The 16,407-nt window shown below is 68.4% G+C and carries 19 protein-coding genes; 10 read left to right on the top strand and 9 right to left on the bottom strand.

Annotation, left to right across the window (positions count from 1 at the left end):
• Positions 1–130: 130 nt before the first annotated feature.
• The 3 genes from LF63_RS15345 to LF63_RS13520 all read left to right on the top strand — a co-directional run bounded on the left by LF63_RS15345 (position 131) and on the right by LF63_RS13520 (position 2,120).
• Complete coding sequence (locus LF63_RS15345; RefSeq protein ID WP_052395113.1) at positions 131–754, top strand: hypothetical protein; 624 nt, start codon at positions 131–133, stop codon at positions 752–754.
• Between the two features lie 106 nt (positions 755–860).
• Positions 861–1,295 carry an EF-hand domain-containing protein gene (locus LF63_RS13525; protein ID WP_161782351.1) on the top strand — a complete coding sequence of 145 codons (435 nt, stop codon included), beginning with the start codon at positions 861–863 and terminating at the stop codon, positions 1,293–1,295.
• 9 nt (positions 1,296–1,304) lie between these two features.
• Positions 1,305–2,120 (top strand): sterol desaturase family protein, encoded by an 816-nt coding sequence (locus tag LF63_RS13520; protein ID WP_043102633.1) that lies wholly within the window; start codon positions 1,305–1,307, stop codon positions 2,118–2,120.
• 84 nt (positions 2,121–2,204) lie between these two features.
• Here LF63_RS13520 and dinB read toward each other — a convergent pair whose 3' ends face one another.
• Positions 2,205–3,299 (bottom strand): DNA polymerase IV, encoded by a 1,095-nt coding sequence (gene dinB / locus LF63_RS13515; protein ID WP_043102630.1) that lies wholly within the window; start codon positions 3,297–3,299, stop codon positions 2,205–2,207.
• 335 nt (positions 3,300–3,634) lie between these two features.
• On the opposite strand from dinB, the gene LF63_RS13510 reads away from it, so the two are divergent.
• A complete protein-coding gene (locus LF63_RS13510) occupies positions 3,635–4,396 on the top strand; it encodes a DUF6624 domain-containing protein (protein WP_052395108.1) in 762 nt (253 codons plus the stop codon).
• 7 nt (positions 4,397–4,403) lie between these two features.
• Here the strand turns inward: LF63_RS13510 and LF63_RS13505 are convergent, their stop codons facing one another.
• Together LF63_RS13505 and LF63_RS13500 are read right to left on the bottom strand one after the other, a co-directional pair.
• Complete coding sequence (locus LF63_RS13505; RefSeq protein ID WP_052395106.1) at positions 4,404–5,750, bottom strand: DNA polymerase Y family protein; 1,347 nt, start codon at positions 5,748–5,750, stop codon at positions 4,404–4,406.
• A 47-nt stretch (positions 5,751–5,797) separates the two neighbouring features.
• Positions 5,798–6,106 carry an antibiotic biosynthesis monooxygenase family protein gene (locus LF63_RS13500; RefSeq protein ID WP_043102629.1) on the bottom strand — a complete coding sequence of 103 codons (309 nt, stop codon included), beginning with the start codon at positions 6,104–6,106 and terminating at the stop codon, positions 5,798–5,800.
• A gap of 141 nt (positions 6,107–6,247) precedes the next feature.
• On the opposite strand from LF63_RS13500, the gene LF63_RS13495 reads away from it, so the two are divergent.
• Positions 6,248–7,057 carry an SDR family oxidoreductase gene (locus LF63_RS13495; protein ID WP_043102626.1) on the top strand — a complete coding sequence of 270 codons (810 nt, stop codon included), beginning with the start codon at positions 6,248–6,250 and terminating at the stop codon, positions 7,055–7,057.
• Between the two features lie 99 nt (positions 7,058–7,156).
• Here LF63_RS13495 and LF63_RS13490 read toward each other — a convergent pair whose 3' ends face one another.
• The 4 genes from LF63_RS13490 to LF63_RS13475 form a co-directional block, all read right to left on the bottom strand.
• Positions 7,157–7,570 (bottom strand): hypothetical protein, encoded by a 414-nt coding sequence (locus LF63_RS13490; RefSeq protein ID WP_043102625.1) that lies wholly within the window; start codon positions 7,568–7,570, stop codon positions 7,157–7,159.
• 44 nt (positions 7,571–7,614) lie between these two features.
• A complete protein-coding gene (locus LF63_RS13485) occupies positions 7,615–8,079 on the bottom strand; it encodes an Mpo1 family 2-hydroxy fatty acid dioxygenase (RefSeq protein WP_043102623.1) in 465 nt (154 codons plus the stop codon).
• A gap of 112 nt (positions 8,080–8,191) precedes the next feature.
• A complete protein-coding gene (locus tag LF63_RS13480) occupies positions 8,192–8,548 on the bottom strand; it encodes an HIT family protein (RefSeq protein ID WP_043103925.1) in 357 nt (118 codons plus the stop codon).
• 331 nt (positions 8,549–8,879) lie between these two features.
• Positions 8,880–9,776 (bottom strand): phosphoribosylaminoimidazolesuccinocarboxamide synthase, encoded by an 897-nt coding sequence (locus LF63_RS13475; RefSeq protein WP_043102621.1) that lies wholly within the window; start codon positions 9,774–9,776, stop codon positions 8,880–8,882.
• A gap of 107 nt (positions 9,777–9,883) precedes the next feature.
• Between LF63_RS13475 and LF63_RS13470 the strand changes: the two genes are divergently transcribed.
• The 3 genes from LF63_RS13470 to rpe all read left to right on the top strand — a co-directional run bounded on the left by LF63_RS13470 (position 9,884) and on the right by rpe (position 11,752).
• Positions 9,884–10,210 carry a c-type cytochrome gene (locus LF63_RS13470; RefSeq protein ID WP_043102620.1) on the top strand — a complete coding sequence of 109 codons (327 nt, stop codon included), beginning with the start codon at positions 9,884–9,886 and terminating at the stop codon, positions 10,208–10,210.
• Positions 10,210–11,004 (top strand): co-chaperone DjlA, encoded by a 795-nt coding sequence (djlA, locus tag LF63_RS13465; protein WP_043102619.1) that lies wholly within the window; start codon positions 10,210–10,212, stop codon positions 11,002–11,004. Before LF63_RS13470 ends, djlA begins: the two co-directional genes overlap by 1 nt.
• A gap of 79 nt (positions 11,005–11,083) precedes the next feature.
• Complete coding sequence (gene rpe / locus LF63_RS13460) at positions 11,084–11,752, top strand: ribulose-phosphate 3-epimerase (RefSeq protein ID WP_043102617.1); 669 nt, start codon at positions 11,084–11,086, stop codon at positions 11,750–11,752.
• A gap of 125 nt (positions 11,753–11,877) precedes the next feature.
• Here rpe and LF63_RS15605 read toward each other — a convergent pair whose 3' ends face one another.
• Positions 11,878–12,471, bottom strand: a complete 594-nt coding sequence (locus LF63_RS15605; RefSeq protein WP_043102616.1) for a class GN sortase — start codon at positions 12,469–12,471, stop codon at positions 11,878–11,880.
• A complete protein-coding gene (locus LF63_RS13450) occupies positions 12,468–14,456 on the bottom strand; it encodes a marine proteobacterial sortase target protein (RefSeq protein ID WP_052395105.1) in 1,989 nt (662 codons plus the stop codon). Before LF63_RS13450 ends, LF63_RS15605 begins: the two co-directional genes overlap by 4 nt.
• Before the next feature lie 619 nt (positions 14,457–15,075).
• On the opposite strand from LF63_RS13450, the gene pdsR reads away from it, so the two are divergent.
• Positions 15,076–15,765 (top strand): proteobacterial dedicated sortase system response regulator, encoded by a 690-nt coding sequence (gene pdsR, locus LF63_RS13445; RefSeq protein ID WP_043102614.1) that lies wholly within the window; start codon positions 15,076–15,078, stop codon positions 15,763–15,765.
• A 5-nt stretch (positions 15,766–15,770) separates the two neighbouring features.
• Complete coding sequence (locus LF63_RS13440) at positions 15,771–16,376, top strand: hypothetical protein (RefSeq protein ID WP_043102613.1); 606 nt, start codon at positions 15,771–15,773, stop codon at positions 16,374–16,376.
• Positions 16,377–16,407 lie beyond the last annotated feature (31 nt).

Raw genomic sequence — 16,407 nt, 5'->3', positions numbered from 1 at the left:
CAACAAACGCTCACATCCGGCGGCATTCGGACACACCTCGGCGCATGCCCGCGCCGAATACTGCGGACGTGCCGCAAGCCGACGCTCGCGTGCATGCAGGTTCCTTCACTCATCCGCAGGAGTTCCGATCATGTTCCAGATCACGCAACCTCTTCGCATCGCTTCGTTGGCCGCGCTGTGCATCGCCGCGTTCGGCCTGGCACAGCCGGCCTCCGCGCAGCGCTTCGGACGCGTGCACGTCGGCGCGACCGGCGGTAACGCTGCCGGCGGCATCACCCATGTGCGCGGCACCGCCGTATCGGGCGCTCGCGGCACGGCCGTGCGCGGCGGCTACACCGCGACCGGCGCCGACGGCAGCGTGCAACACCGTGGCGGCCGCTACGTGTCCGGCGCCAACGGCGGCAGTTACCGGGGCAGCAACAGCTACGTGCGTAACGCCGACGGATCGGCCGCGTCCTCGCACAACGCCTACGGCTCCACGGCCTCCGGCGGCACGTTCAGCAGCAACGGCAGCTATGCGCGTGGCGCCGACGGCAGCGTCAGCGGCCAGTCGCAGACCAACGCCAGCGGCGTGCGCGGCAGCTACCACGCGGACACCAGCACGGCCAACGGCGTGACCACGCGCAATACCGACGTGACCAACGCCAGTACCGGCAACAGCTACAGCGGCCAGACCACCTACACCCAGGGACAGGGCGTCACCTACACCGGCACCTGCACGGATGCCAGCGGTAACGCGATCGCATGCCGTTGAGTTGCCCGGCGGCGCGGTTCGGACGCCGCCGCGCGTCCGGACCGCCGCAACGGTGACGGCGACGGTGACGCGACACCACGTTCCCTTTCTCACACGGAGTCATGACATGCGAATCTCTTTCACTTTGATGCTGGCCGTCTTCGCGTGCGCCAGCGCGACCGCGGTGTCCGCCCAAGGCATGCAGCGCGATCCCGCCCGTCGTTTCGCGCAGACCGACGCCAACCACGACGGCCGCGTCAGCCTGCAGGAATTCCAGGCGTCGCGCGCTAGGCGCTTCGATCAGCTCGACCGCAACCACGACGGCTTCATCACCGACGCCGACCTGCCGCGCTTCGTGCGCAACAACAGCCGCTGGTCGCAGATGGCCAAGGCGATGGAGCAGATGGCCGACGTCAACCATGACGGACGCGTCAGTCGCGACGAGTTCATGGCGGCCGGGCAGGAGCTGTTCGTCACGGTCGACGTCAACCACGACGGTTTCGTCGATCAGGCCGAGATGCAGCAGGCGCGCGAACGCGTGCAGGCGCTGGCGAAGCACTAGGAGGTCCTCATGAACGTTCTCGCACGTTCGCCGACGCTGGCGCTGCTGATGCTGGCCCTGGTGCTGGCCGAGTGGTTGTGGCGTCGCCGCCGGCCGCAGTTCGGCTACGACGGCAAGGGTGCCTGGGCCTCGGTCGCGGTCGGCCTCGGGCATGTGTTCAGCACGGCGCTCAGCGCCGGCGTGCTGGGCGGCCTGTTCCTGGGCGCGTGGCGGCTGGCGCCGGTGCACTGGTCGATGCAGGATTGGCGCGTGTGGGTGATCGGTTTCTTCGCCGTGGAGTTGGCGTATTACTGGATGCACCGTTGCAGCCATACCGTGCGCTGGATCTGGGCCAACCACGCCGTGCATCACACGCCGGAGCAGATGACGCTGCTGTCGGCGATCCGGCTGGGCTGGACCAACCTGCTGTCGATGGCCTGGGTGTTCTACCTGCCGCTGGTGCTGGCCGGCTTCGATCCGCGCATGGTGTTCGTGCTGCTGGCGTTCAATCTGCAGTACCAGTTCTTCCTGCACACCGAGGTCGTGCGCACGCTCGGGCCGCTGGAGTGGATCTTCAACACGCCCGCGCACCATCGCGTGCATCATGCGTCCAATCCGTACTACCTGGATTGCAACTACGGCGGCGTGCTGATCGTCTACGACCGCCTGTTCGGCACGCTGCGCAAGGAGCGCGCGGACCAGCCGCTGCGCTACGGGCTGGCCCATCCGCTGGGCACGCAGAATCCGTTCGGACTGGCCTTCGGCGAATGGGGACGGCTGCTGGCCGACCTGCGTCGCGCGTCGGGTCCGCGCGAGGTCTGGCGGATGATCGCCGGGCGGCCGTGACGACCGTCATCGCTGTCGCTCATGCGCTGGGCGGGCGTTCCGCAGAGGGATGCCCGTCCGCTGTCTGCGATCACGCGCACATCGTCATGGCGCGTCGCCGAACAGGTCGTTCTGCACCAGATGGCTGTCGGCGTCGACGAAACCGGACAGGCCCACGCCGACCAGACGGTAGCGGGTCGTGTCCGGCAGTTCCACGCGACCGCGCAGCGCGCAGGCGATATCGGCCAGTTCGCGTTCGCTCTGCGGCGGCTGCTGTGGGGTCAGGCTGCGGGTGAGGGTGCGGAAGTCGGCGGTCTTCAGCTTCAGCACGATGGTGCGCGCCACGCGCGGGCGCTCCTCGTCGCTCTTGCGCTCGTACGCGGCCCAGGTCTTGCCGGCGAGACGGCGGATGTCGGCTTCCAGCGCCTCCAGCGACAGGTCTTCGGCGAAGGTGTCTTCCGAGGAAATCTGCTGCAGCTCGCGTTCGTTGCTGACCGCCCGTTCGTCGATGCCGCGGGCCAGTTCGTACAGGCGTCCGCCCCAGCGCCCGAAGCGCTGTTCCAGCGCCGCGCGCGGGTGCGTGCGCAGGTCGCCGACGGTGCGGATGCCGAGCTTGGCCAGGCGCTGCTGCATGACCTTGCCGACGCCGGGAATCTTGCCCACGTCGAGCGGCGTCAAAAACGCCTCGACCTGACTCGGCCGGATCACGAACTGGCCGTTGGGCTTATTCCAGTCCGAGGCGATCTTGGCCAGGAACTTGTTCGGCGCGATGCCGGCGGAGGCGGTGAGTTCGGTTTCCTCGAAAATCGTGGCGCGGATCGCCTCGGCGGTCGCGGTGGCCGAGGGCAGGCCGGACTTGGCGTCGGTGACGTCGAGGTAGGCTTCGTCCAGCGACAGCGGTTCGATCAGGTCGGTATGACGCGCGAAGATCGCGTGAATCTGCCGCGACACGGCCTTGTAGCGGGTGAAGTCCGGGGCCACGAAGATCGCCTGCGGGCACAGCCGCTCCGCGCGCAGCGCCGGCATCGCCGAGCGCACGCCGAACGGACGCGCCTCGTAACTGGCCGCGCACACCACCGAACGCGCGCCACGCCAGGCCACCACCACGGGCTTGCCGCGCAGGCGCGGGTCGTCGCGCTGCTCGACCGACGCGTAGAACGCGTCCATGTCGACGTGGATGATCTTGCGCGGCGAGGGCATGAGCGAGGCGAGGTTCGGGGACGTTCGATTGTACGCAGCGCATGGTACGTGGCGGCAAGCTTTGCCGCGAGGACACGGGGCGAGCCGAACGAGGGGCGTGCGAAACCTCCGGTATGCGCGCATCCGATTCGGGTCAGATGGGTCGGCAGGACGCTTTCATGCATGTGCGCGCAGTTCGCGCCGCCATGGGCGTGCAGGAAGCCGGTTCATCGCGCGACAGCACGCTTGCAGCGGTTCCGCACCCGACAGCAGCGTCGATGCGGGTGCCCTTTCCGACGCAGCGCCGGTCGCTCCTGCTATAACGTCCGGGTTCCGCAACGCTGGAGTGCGTACCGATGAAGAGCACATGGATACCGGTCGTCTGCTGGTTGGCCGCACTGGTGGTCTCGATGTCCGCGATGGCCGATGGCGGCGGTGGCGATACGTCGCTGGAAGCGGCGTGTCCGGCGTTCGCCGCGTGGGAACAGGCGCACCACAAGCCGCCGGAAAAGGCGCATGTCGCGGACACGGCGACGCCGACGGACCCGATTCTTCGCAAGCGTCTGCTGGCGATGTTCAAGGCCGATCAGGATGCACGCAACGCCTGGATTGCTGCCGGTCTGGCGATGGACGGCCCGTTGGCCAAGCGCATGCAGCAGGTCGATGCGGACCATCTGGTGCAGTTGCGCAAAATGCTTGCCGCACACGGATTTCCGACGCCCGCGATGGTCGGCAAAGATGGCGTGCAGGCCGCGTTCATCCTGGTGCAGCACGCCACGCGCGATCCGGCGCTGCAGGCGAGCGTGCTCCCGCAGCTGGCGAAGCTGCGCGCCGCGGGCGATGTGTCGGGTCAGGACTTCGCCCTGCTGACCGACCGGGTGCTGCGCGAGCAGGGCAAGCCGCAGCGCTACGGCACGCAATTCATCAGCGACAAGCGTACGCACGGCGTGATGATGCTGCAGCCGACCGAGGATCTGGCGCACGTCGATGCGCGCCGCGCCGAGGTCGGGCTACCGCCGCTGGCGGCGTATGTGTGCATCCTCTCGGCGAGCTATCACAAGCCGGTGTCGATGCAGGTGGTCAAGGACGCCCCCGCCGCGCTGCCGCACAAGTCCTGAGCGCGGATCAGCCCCGTCGTTCGCGTTCGCGGTGGCGGTGCTCGCCTTCGGCCAGCACCTTGGCCTGGTTCATCGACTTCAGCCACAGCGGATGCTGTTCGGCATCCTGCTCGGCCGCCTCGGGGATGTGGCTGAAGGGAATGCGCATCGGCGCGGCGTCGTGTTCGAGCGCAGTCTGCATGCTGCCGAAGTAGACCTTGTTGAGGCCGTACTTGGCGTTGATGCGGTCGACCACGGCGTCCAGCTTGCGCATCGATTCCAGCGGCGCGAACAGCGAGCCGCTGCTCTGCGTGCGCGCGACCAGCTTGTGCAGGGTCACGCTGACCGACAGCGGCATCGCGCGCGGCGGGCCGGGCAGGGCGCGACGATGGCGGCGCGGACCGTCGAGCATGCGGTTCATCAGATGCAGCAGGGCGCGGGTGTCGTCGGTGGGGTCGAAGCCCAGGTCCGCGCCCCAGCGTTCGTCGTGGCCGACGAAGCGGATGTGCACCGCCAGCGCGCCGCTCAGCAGATCGTCGCGGCGCAGCCGCATGGCGGCCTTGGCCAGCAGCTTGGCCAGCACCGCGCGCGCGCCTTCGGCCGAGCGCAGTTCCGGGTTCAGCACGTGCGAGTGACCGATCGAGCTGCGCGTGGTCTTGGTCGGCGGCAGCCACTGGCCGTGCAGCAGCCCCCACATGCGTTCGCCCTCGATGCCGCCCCAGGCGTGGCGCAGCAGGTGCGGCGGCGCGGCGGTCAGATCGGCGACGCTGTGGATGCCGTGTTCGAGCAGACGGCGATGCATGGACGGGCCGATGCCGCACAGGTCGCGCAGTTCCAGGGCGTGCAGGGCATGCGGCAGGTCGCTCTGCTCGATCACGGTCAGGCCGTCGGGTTTGCGCATGTCCGAGGCAGTCTTGGCCAGCCACGGATTGGGCGCGATGCCGATCGAGCAGCGGATCGCGCCGCCGGGCGCGATGGCGGCGATCTCGGCCTTGACCTGCTGCGCGATCTGCTCGGCGACGTCGCGCTGGCGCTGCCGGCCGACCAGTTCGCAGGCGACCTCGTCGATGGAGCTGGGCACGCCGACGGGAATGGCGCGGTCGATGGCTTGCATCAGCCGGTGGTGCCAGTGCACGTAGCGCTCGGGCCGCGCCTGCACGACGACGATGTCCGGACACAGGCGGCGCGCCTCGCGCACCTGCGTGCCGGTCTTCACGCCGAAGGCCTTGGCCTCGTAGCTGGCGGCGATGCAGCAGGTGGTTTCGGCGGCCACCGGCGCCACCGCCACCGGACGGCCGCGCAGCGCTTCGTCGTCGTGTTGCTCGACCGAGGCGAAGTAGCTGTTGAAGTCGACGAAGAGGCTGCGCAGAGTCATGGGCGGGCAGGGTGCCGCGCGCATGTCTCACGGGCGGCGACGAAGGGTCAGGGAATAATCTCGTGGGTGTCGTACAGGCGCACCAGCGGTTCCATGTCGAGCAGGAAGCGGTCCTCCTCGTCCAGGTACACGGCGCGCTCCGGATCGCCGCCGACCCAGGCCTGCATGGACTCGTGCGAATCCCACAGCGTGATGACCTGGAATTCGCTCTTGTCCCCCTGCTCGCGCTGGAGGATGTAGGAGTGCAACAGGCCTTTCGCACCTTCGAGGCGCGGTACGGCCTGTTCCTGCAGGTGGGCGAGATACTCGTCGGCCAGATCGCGCGACGTGATCCCGCGCCAGATTCGGGCGATCATGGAACTCTCCCGGCGGCGGTTCGAAGATGCAGCCTATCATCCGCGGGCGGCGCCACGGGTTAACTTCCCGTTTCCGCGCGCGGTGGGTCGCGCGGCGCGGTGTTCGCAATCAGTGAATTGATTTCAAAGGATTTTATCTGCATGCATGTGGTGGTCTTCGGTGCCAGCGGGTCCATCGGCCGATTCCTGCTTCCGCGGCTGCGCGAAGCGGGCGATGCGTTCGTGGCGGTCAGCCGTCGGCCTCGCGACGATGCATCGGGCGAATGGGTGCAGGGCGCGCTGCCGGACGACGTGCCGGCCTTGCCCGCCGTCGATGCGGTGGTGTGCGTGGGCCCGCTGGATCATTTCGTCGCCTGGCTGGAGCAGGCGTCCCTGATCGGAACGCCGCGCATCGTGGCGATGTCGTCGATGAGCGCCGAAAGCAAGCGCGAAGCGCCGCTGACCGCCGAGCGCGCGCTGGCTGCGCGGCTACGCGACGCCGAGGCGAGGCTGGCCGCGACCTGCGAACGACGCGGCCTGCACTGGGCGATCCTGCGCGCCACGCTGATCTACGGCGACGGTCGCGACCGCAGCCTGACGCCGCTGGCAAAACGCGCGATGCGTTGGCGGGTGTTTCCGCTGCCTGCCGGGCGCGGCCTGCGTCAGCCGGTGCACGCGCAGGATCTGGCCGCCGCCGTGTTCGCGGCCCTGCATATGGAGCACGCACCGGACCGCGTGCTGGAAGCCGGTGGTGGCGAGCGCCTCAGCGCCCGGCAGATGTTCGCGCGCGTGCGCGCCGGTCTGCCGCGCTGGACGCTGCCGCTGCCGGTGCCACGCTTGGCGTTGCGGCTGGCTGCGTTGCTCAGTCCGCGCGTGCGCGGCGCGATCGCGCGGCTGGACGAGAATCTGATTGCCGACAATCGCGAACTGGAGCGCCAGCTCGGCGTGAAGCCGCGCGATTTTCGCCCGTAAGACGCGACGCCGGTTCGAGGGTCGCGCACGACCCGCGCCGACATCGGGTTGCGTGTCGATCCAGCAAGCGCGTGACGTGCGTTCGCGACCGAACGGCGCTCAGCGCGAGAAGCCGGCCAACGGGATCAGCGCCAGCACGGCGATGACGCCCACGCACAGGCAGGCGTTGCCGAGCGTGATGCGGTGGCCGTCGCCGCGCGGCACCAGTCGCCACAGCAGCGCCACGCCCAGCAGCATGTCGAGCAGCACGGCGACGCGGATCCAGCCCGAGGCCAGTAGTTGGTGGCCGGGTCCGACCGCCTGCTTGCCGCCCAGCGAGATCAGGCCGAGGGTCACCGCGCTGGCGGCCAGCGCCCACAGCAGGCAGGCCAGATACACGCGGTTGAACGGCACCGGGCAGCGCGTGTTCCAGCGCAGCAGACCCCAGCAGATCAGGGCCAGCAGCAGCGCGACCACGCTGTCGGCGAGGATCAGGTAGACCAGCGAGGAGCTGATCGCCAGTAGTGAACTCATGGCGTTGACCGGTGCGGAAAGCCGCTATTGTGCCGCAGCCGGCGTCAGTACCGCAGGCCGACGCGGCGCATCAGCTTGCCCAGCAGCCAGGCGGGGCCGATCAGCAGGTAGGTCAGGTCGGTCAGGAACGACGGCTTGTGGCCCTCGATCTTGTGGCCGACGAACTGGCCGATCCACGCCAGCACGAACAGGATGCCGGCCAGCCACGCCAGTCGGACCGTGCCCAGTTGTAGGTAGACGAAGTGCGCGATCAGCCCGAATACCGCGAACACCACCGCCATGCCCAGGCCGATGGCGCGCGAGGTGCGGTAGTAGAACAGGAACGACAGGAACATGATGCCGACCGCCCACAGCCCCTGACGGCCCAGCATCGGCGGCACCGGAATCAACCACAGCGCGGCGATCACGCACCACAGGATCACCGGCACGCAGACCCAGTGAATGGCGCGGTTGGTGGCGTTCTGGTGGTCCTGACTGTAGGCGTCGAACCACTGCTGTGCGTCGCGCATGGTGTGTATCGCCTGAGTGAAGCGGCACGCGCCGCGTGTCTGCCTGGATGAATGGTCCGGTTCGTATGGTGCATTCAGGCCGTCCGGCCCGCAAGCAAAGAACGCTGATCTTTCAGCTCAAAGCAGCCCGGAGAGCGGCTGCCCACTCGATGCGCTCCTCGTTCGTGTAGGGCGCCTTCGGTCCCGCATACAAGTCGTCACTTGCGTAGCGAGGAAATACATGAAGATGGTAGTGCCACACATCTTGATTGCCGGCAGGCCCGTTGTGTTGGCGAGTGGAGATGCCCTCACACCCGAAGGCATGCCGCATGGCATCCGCCAGGCGACGCGTGGCACGGAAGAAGTCGTTGCCGAGGTTGTCCGGGATGTCCCATACGTTCTCGTAATGGCGCCGGGGCACCACGAGGCAGTTGCCTTTGATTCCGGCGTAGTGGTGCGTCGGGACCAAAGCGAACACGTTGGCATCCACCAAGACAACGGCGGACGCTGGAGCAGGCGATGGAAGCGTCTCGGCGATGCCGCAGAACGGACACTCGTATCCGGCTGGAGCATGCTTCATAAGGCCTGACCCTCGCGTCGGTCCGTTTCTTGCTCGCGCGCGTTCATGCGCGGATTAAAATTGTCGTGCGGTAAAACCAGCCGAATTCGAGCAGCGGTACAACCGTACGGTCGTCATCCCGGCGAAAGCCTGGACCCAGCGACTTCGCGGCGCGAATAGAGACACTAGGTCCCGGCTTTCGCCGGGATGACGGGATGGCGTCGTGATCGGCGTGTTGTGCCCGGTCCACGTTCGTCGCGGCTCAGTCCAGCACGATGCCGGCCAGGCGCTTGAGCGCCTCGGCGTAGCGCGCGGCGGTGCCTTCGATGATGCGGGTCGGCAGCGACGGGCCGGGTGCCTTCTTGTTCCAGTCCAGCGTCTCCAGGTGATCGCGCACGAACTGCTTGTCGAAGCTCGGCGGGCTGGTGCCGACCTTGTACTCGTCGGCTGGCCAGAAGCGCGAGGAGTCGGGCGTGAGCATCTCGTCCATCACGTACAGCGTGCCGTCGGCGTCGGTGCCGAACTCCAGCTTGGTGTCGGCGATGAGGATGCCGCGCTCGGCCGCGTGCGAGGCGGCGAAGCGGTAGATCGCCAGGGTCGCCTCGCGCACCTTCTCCGCCAGTTCGCCGCCGATCTTGGCGACCATCTGGTCGAAGCCGATGTTCTCGTCGTGGTCGCCGGCCGCGGCCTTGGTCGAAGGCGTGAAGATCGGTTCGGCCAGCTGCTCGGCCTGGCGCAGGCCGGTCGGCAGGTCGATGCCGCAGAGCTGGCCGGTGGCCTGGTAGTCCTTCCAGCCCGAGCCGATCAGGTAGCCGCGGGCGATGGCCTCGACCGGCACCGGCGTCAGTTTCTTGGTCACCACGGCGCGCTTTTCGTACAGGGCGACGTCGGTGCCTTCCGGCAGCACCTCGGCGACCGGCGTGCCGGTGAGGTGGTTGGGCATCAGGTGTGCGGTCTTGTCGAACCAGAAATTGGAGATCTGCGTCAGCATCTCGCCCTTGCCCGGGATCGGGTCGGGCAGGATCACGTCGAACGCGGACAGGCGGTCGCTGGCGACGATCAGCAGGCGCTCGTCCGACAGTTCGTAGACATCGCGGACCTTGCCGCGGTAGGTCGGTTGCAGACCCAGCAGGTCCGATTGCATGAGGCAGGTGGGCACGGCGAGACATTCCTGGGGAACGGACACTCATTGTAGCGGCGCGCGGCGGCGAACGCGCGGCGTCGGGCTGGTAGAATGAGGGTCTTTGACACGGCTTCGGAACGGCGATGAAGGCTTTTCCCCTGTGGGCGGCACTGCTGCTGGCCGCACCCGTCGCGGCGCAGGCTGGCGCTGCAACGCCTCCGCCGCAGCTCGGCATGTGCGCGGCCTGCCACGGCGAGCACGGCATCGCGGTGGTGCCCGGTGCACCGAATCTGGCGGCGCAGCGCGTCGACTACCTGCTGGACGCGATGCACCAGTACCGCGACGGTCGCCGCGACGTGGCGGTCATGCGCGCGGCGCTTGGTCCGCTCAGCGAGGCGCAGCTGAAGGCGCTGGCGACATGGTTCGCTGCGCAGCCGCCGGCGTCGCCGCAGACGGAGGCGTCGCCGTAATGGGCGCGATCATCGGCGCGGTCATCGGATACCTGGTGCTGCACAACTTCATGGGGGCGCTGCTCGGCGGCGTGATCGGCTGGTTGCTGACGTCCTCGCAGCGCGCCGCGCGGCCGCGCACCTCGTTCGATCAGGTGGTGCAGCCGCTGTTCGCGCTGCTCGGCGCGGTGGCCAAGGCCGACGGCCGCGTCAGCGAGAAGGAGATCGCGGTTGCCGAGCGCCTGATGACGCGCATGGGTCTGAACCAGGAACAGCGCCGTCACGCTGTGGCCAGCTTCAACCTCGGCAAGCAATCGGACTTCGACCTCGACGCGGCGCTGGCGCAGCTGCGCGCCTGGACCGGCGGTCGCCGCGACCACGCCATCACCATCCTCGACGTGGTGGTCGAGACGGTGCTGGCCGAAGGCGCCAGCGAGGGCAAGATGCAGCTGCTGCGCCGGCTCGCTGCGGCTCTGCGCATCAGCGAGATGGAGCTGATGGCGGTGATGGCGATGAAGGGCTACGCCTGGACGCCGCCGGGCGGCGGCGGACGCGGCTGGGGCGGCGCGGGCGCGGGCGGCGGATACACGCCGCCGCGACGCGAACCGTCCGGTCCCGATCCGCACGCGATTCTCGGTGTCCAGCGCGATACGGACGACCGCGCCATCAAGCGCGCCTACCGCAAGCTGATCTCCGAACATCACCCGGACCGCCTCGGCGACCTGCCCGAGGATCTGCGCAAGCGCGCCGAAGATCGCGCCAGCGAGATCAATGCCGCCTACGAACGCATCAAGGCCGAGCGCGGCTTCAAGTAAGTCCGCGCGGGCCGCTCGTGCTACAACGGCCTGCGTGCAGACAGGCCGCTCCTCGTCCCTTCAACGACCGGATTCCATCATGGCCAGGCAAACTCCCGTCATCGCTCCGTCCATTCTCTCGGCCGACTTCGCGCGGCTGGGCGAGGACACCCGCGCCGTGCTGGAGGCCGGCGGCGACTGGGTGCACTTCGACGTCATGGACAACCACTACGTGCCCAATCTGACGATGGGGCCGATGGTGCTCAAGGCGCTGCGCACGTACGGCATCACCGCGCCCATCGACGTGCACCTGATGGTCAAGCCGGTGGACCGCATCGTGCCCGACTTCGCCGAGGCCGGCGCGACCCTGATCAGCTTCCATCCGGAGGCCGTCGAGCACGTCGACCGCACCCTGGGCCTGATCCGCGAGTGCGGCTGCCAGGCCGGTCTGGTGTTCAATCCGGCCACGCCGCTGAGCTACCTCGACTACGTCATGGACAAGGTCGACCTGGTGCTCATCATGTCGGTCAATCCGGGCTTCGGCGGGCAGAAATTCATTCCCGCGGCGCTGGACAAGCTGCGTCAGGCGCGCGAGCGCATCGATGCCAGCGGCCGCGCCATCCGCCTGGAGATCGACGGCGGCGTGAAGGCCGACAACATCGGCGACATCGCGGCGGCCGGCGCGGACACCTTCGTCGCCGGCTCGGCCATCTTCGGTGCGACCGATTACAAGGCTGAAATCGACGCGATGCGCCGCGCGATCGGCTGACTTTTCGGTGTGGCTCGGGTGAGCGGATGCGAACCCTAGAGAGGGTTTCATCGCAAGCATCGAGGGACCACGGATTCCGTGGTGTTGGAGTTCGCGCTGCTCACTCCAGCACGGTGCAGTCACCGTCAACCGTGATCCCCCGCCTGCGCGGACGCGACGCGCTGCGCAAAGACCGTGTAGCGCAGCGGCCCGCCAGCCATCACCGCGTCGAACGGGTAGCAGGTCACCAGCAACAGGCCGTCGGCGCTGTCGGCGGCCGGCAGGCGTGTGCGGCGGCTGTCGACGACGTCCGCGCGCACGACGCGGTAGCGGGTCGTGCCCTTGGCGCTGTCCAGCACGATGCCGTCGCCCGCGCGCAGCGCGCCGAGAAAGTCGAATTGCGTGTCGCGATGGGCGCTGATGACGCTCAGACCGGGTGCGCCGGGCGCGGCGCTGGAAGGTGTCCAGCCCGGTCCGAAGGCCAGCGCCTGGCCGCTGTCGCGATCCAGCACGATCAGATCCCGGTGCAGCCGCGGCACCCGCAGCCGCGCGATCGGCGCCATGTCGGCCCACGGCCACGGTCGGCGCAGATGGCGGCCGTGGTCGCTGCCGGCCCAGGCGCGTTCCAGCAGCACCTGGGCCAGCATCGCCTTGGCGTGAATCCAGCCGGCGCGGCCGCCCAACAGCACGGCGATACCGAGCAGCGCGGGCACCAGCCAGCGGGCGCGGCGCAGACTCACGCACGTCCCTCCGCGTCGCGCCGCTGCCACCACGATGCGGTCAGGGCGAACAGCAGCATCAGCGCCGCCAGCAGCATCCACACGCGCGCCGACGTGGCGGTCTGGGCGAAGGCCGAACCAGCCGGCAGCACGTTGGGAATCTGCGTGTCGCGCAGCGCCTGCGGTTTGTCGCGCGCCGGCGTGCGGTCGACGGCGACCAGGCTGGTGTAGCGGCTGACCAGATGCGCATCCAGCGCGGTCTTCACGATCTGCGGGCGCAGCGTGTTCTCGTCGCCGCCCTGACGCAGCTGCTCTTCGAGATGGTCGATGCGTGCCTGCGCCCACAGCCGGTTCAGGCCGCGCGCCGGGCGCGCCGCATCCAGCGATACCGGTGCGGTCCAGGCGCGGTCGGCAAGCTGGCCGTGCAGCTGCACGCGGCCGCCGGGCGCGTCGAGGCGCGCGGTGACCAGCAGCGGCTCGCCCAGGTACAGGTCGGGCAGGGCGCGCGGATAGGCCTGTGCGCCGTGCGGCCAGTCGATGCGCAGGTTGCGCAGCGCCGGATGGCCGAGCCGCGCCAGCAGACCGCGCATGGCGTCGCCGACTTCATGCAGATCGGGAATCAGCGTCTCGCTGCCGCGGCCGTGCACCGCCGCCTGCTTCAGGAATCCGGCGTTCGGCGCGCTGCCGATGCCGACCGGGAACAGGCGCGAATCGCCGAGATCGCGATCGATCAAATGAATGAGGCCGGCATCGTTGTCGACCGCGCCGTCGGTGGCGAACACGACCTGGCGCACGTAGCCCTCCGGCGCATGCCCGTCGAGCGCGGCCTTCAGCGCCGGCGCCATCTCGGTGCCGCCGCCAGCATTCAGCGCGGCGACCCAGTCGCGTGCCTGCTGCACGGCTTCGGGCGTGGCCTGCACCGCCTGCGGATGCAGCATCTTCATGTCGGAATTGAATTCGATGACGTTGAAGCGGTCCTCCGGGCGCAGGTTCTTCAACGCCAGATCCAGTGCCGCGCGCGCCTGGCGGATCGACGCGCCTTCCATCGAACCGGACGTGTCGATCACCAGGATCAGCTCGCGCGGCAACGTGCGCGCTTGTTGTTGCGGCGGCATCACCATCAGCGTGGCGTAGTGCGCGTCGCCGACGGTTTCGACGAAGCTGGCGACGTTCGGCTGGGTCTGCGGTTGCGGCGTCCAGCGCAGGATGAAGTCGCGGTCGGGCACCACGCTGGCGTCGCGCAGCTGCACGTTCCAGGTCGCGCCGTGGTGCGAGGTGTCGATGGCATGGCTGGGGCTGACGACGTTGGCCAGCGGCACGCCGGTATTGAGCGTGACCGCGATCTGCGTACGCAGCGGCGGTTCGCTCTTGGCCGAAGCGAAGGTCTGCGTCGCGGCGATGCCGGGATCGTGCGCCGCCGGCATGGCGCCTTTCGCCATGTGGTAGCGCGGCGTGTAGGTCAGCGGGAAGTGCAGCGAGAAGGTGCCGTCGCGGTAGTCCACGCGCTGCCAGTAGTGCAGCTCGATGTCGACCTGCTCGCCGGGCGCGACGTTGGTCACCGCGGTACGGAACAGGTTCCCGCTGTCGGCTTCGATCAAGGCGGCCTTGTGCCCGCTGGCGCGCGCTTGCGCGAAGACCTTGCGCGCGGCCTCCTTCTCGCGGATCTCGCCGACGACGGTGCGCTTGCCGATGTGCAGCGTCATCGCGTACACCGCCGCACCGTCGGGCAGCGGCAACAGATACGTGCCCTGCATCCAGTCCTTGCTGTCGTTGCGGAAACGCTGATGCACGGTGACGTCGGCGACCAGGCCGTCGACGCGGTAGGCGACGTCGGTGTCGAGACTGGCCTGCACGTGTGCCATGCCGCCGGCGTCGATCAGGCGCAGTTCGCCGCTGCCGGGCGCCTGCTGCGCGCGCAGCGTGGCGGTGCACAGCAGCAACAGCAACAGGACCAGCGGCGGGCGCCAGTCCAGGCGGCGGGCGGAGCGTCGAGCGAGGTCGTTCATGGCGAGGCGTCCTTTCAGTGGCGGTGATGCCATTGCAGGACACGCGTGGGTCCGGCAAGCGTCCGCGATCGGACCGAATGCGGGCCGCATATGGCGCATTGCGGGCAGTGCTATTTGGGCGGCCAAAAAAAAAGACCCCCGCGAGCGGGGGTCAATCGGAATCACCCAAGGGCGGGCGGGAGTTTTACAGCGGATGCCAGTCCGGATCGGGCTCGACCGGTTCCACGACGGCGGCGAATCCTTCCGCCGCCGTCGGGCCGGCGCCTTCCACGGCAATCGGCAGAAAGTCGTCGAACAGGTTCATGGGCGTCTCCTGAAGCTTCATCACAGCAGGCCGACCAGCAGGCCCAGCAGCAGCGCGCCGATCGCCAGGATCACGCGCAGCGGTTCGATGCCGCGTTGCAGGTCGGTGTTGTCGGTGGCGGTGGTCATGGTCGTCTCCTGTGTGCGTCCTCGGTATCCATGAAAGACGGCGGCGCGGCGCGCGCGGGGACGCGCTGCGGGCAATCCGCCGACCAGATGTGGCCGAATGCGGGCAGAGGCGGTTTGCGCCTTGCGCGGGACCGCGCGCCGATGCAGGCTGCACGACAACGACCACCCATCCGCAAGGAGCCCGCTTATGGGGCGCAGCATCGCTATCGTCGAAGACGAACCGTCCATCCGCGCCAACTACGTCGAAGCGCTGACGCGTTTCGGCTACGAAGTGCGCGGCTATCCTTCGCGCCGCGACGCCTCCAACGCGTTCGGCTCGCGGCTGCCGGAACTGGTCATCATCGACATCGGCCTGGGCGACGAACCGGAAGGCGGCTTCGACCTGTGCCGCGAGCTGCGCGCGAAGTCGTCGACGCTGCCAATCATCTTCCTGACCGCGCGCGATTCGGATTTCGACGTGATCTCCGGTCTGCGGCTGGGCGCCGACGACTACCTCAGCAAGGACACCAGCCTGCACCACCTGGCCGCGCGCATCGGCGCGCTGTTCCGCCGCATCGAAGCGCTGAAGACGCCCGAGGCCAGCGAAACGGTGATCGAGCACGGCCCGCTGAAGCTGGAATCCGAGCGCATGCGCATCACCTGGAACGGCGCCGAGATTCCGCTGACGGTGACCGAGTTCTGGATGGTGCACACGCTGGTGCGCTTCCCCGGCCATGTGAAGAACCGCGATCAGCTGATGCGCGAAGCCGAACTGGTGGTCGACGACGCCACCATCACCTCGCACATCAAGCGCATCCGCAAGAAGTTCGTCGCCATCGCGCCGGACTTCGACGCCATCGAAACCGTGCACGGCGTCGGTTACCGATGGAAGCCTTGAGAGCGATGCCGCGCGCCATCCTTCTTGGCTTCGCGTTGTTGCTGGGCCTGTGCGCAACAGCCGCACAGGCGGCGTCTCCAACCGGAAAGTCCGCCGTGGCCTATGGCCGGGCCGGGGACAAGTGGCCCGGTTGGTCCATCGTTACCGACGTGCCGGCGGGTTGGACGGCGGACTGCTGCGATCATGCACGCTGGGTCGGCGTGCCGATGGTGATCTATCGCGGTGAATGGACCGGCAAGCCCGAGGGCGTGATGGTGCTGAACGTCTGGCTTTCGGACGGCAAGACTCTCGGACAGGATCTGGACAAGGATCGGAGCGAGTATCTGCGGCGCGATCCGAAAGCGACCGTCGCCGTGCTGTCGGCGCCGGAACCCAAGGGCGTGACGTGCGTCGGAGTGCGGTACCGCGGCAGCGATCGTGTCGAGGATGCCGTGGTGTTCTGCGATCCGGGCAAGCGCACCGGCATCCACTACAGCTGGTCGATCAGCATCGGTGCAAAGGACCCGCAGCGCGCCGCAAAGCTGACCGCGTTCGAGCGGGTGGTCACGCATTCGCGGTACCTGCGCTACGACCCCGCTTCCGGTCCGCCCGCCGTGTCCGGGACGAAGTAAGCTGGTGAGCGATGTGATCGCGCGACGGAAC

Source organism: Oleiagrimonas soli, from assembly GCF_000761445.1.
In the GTDB taxonomy this organism is placed as follows: Bacteria; Pseudomonadota; Gammaproteobacteria; order Xanthomonadales; family Rhodanobacteraceae; genus Oleiagrimonas; species Oleiagrimonas soli.
This window is presented reverse-complemented; position numbering and strand designations above follow the sequence as displayed.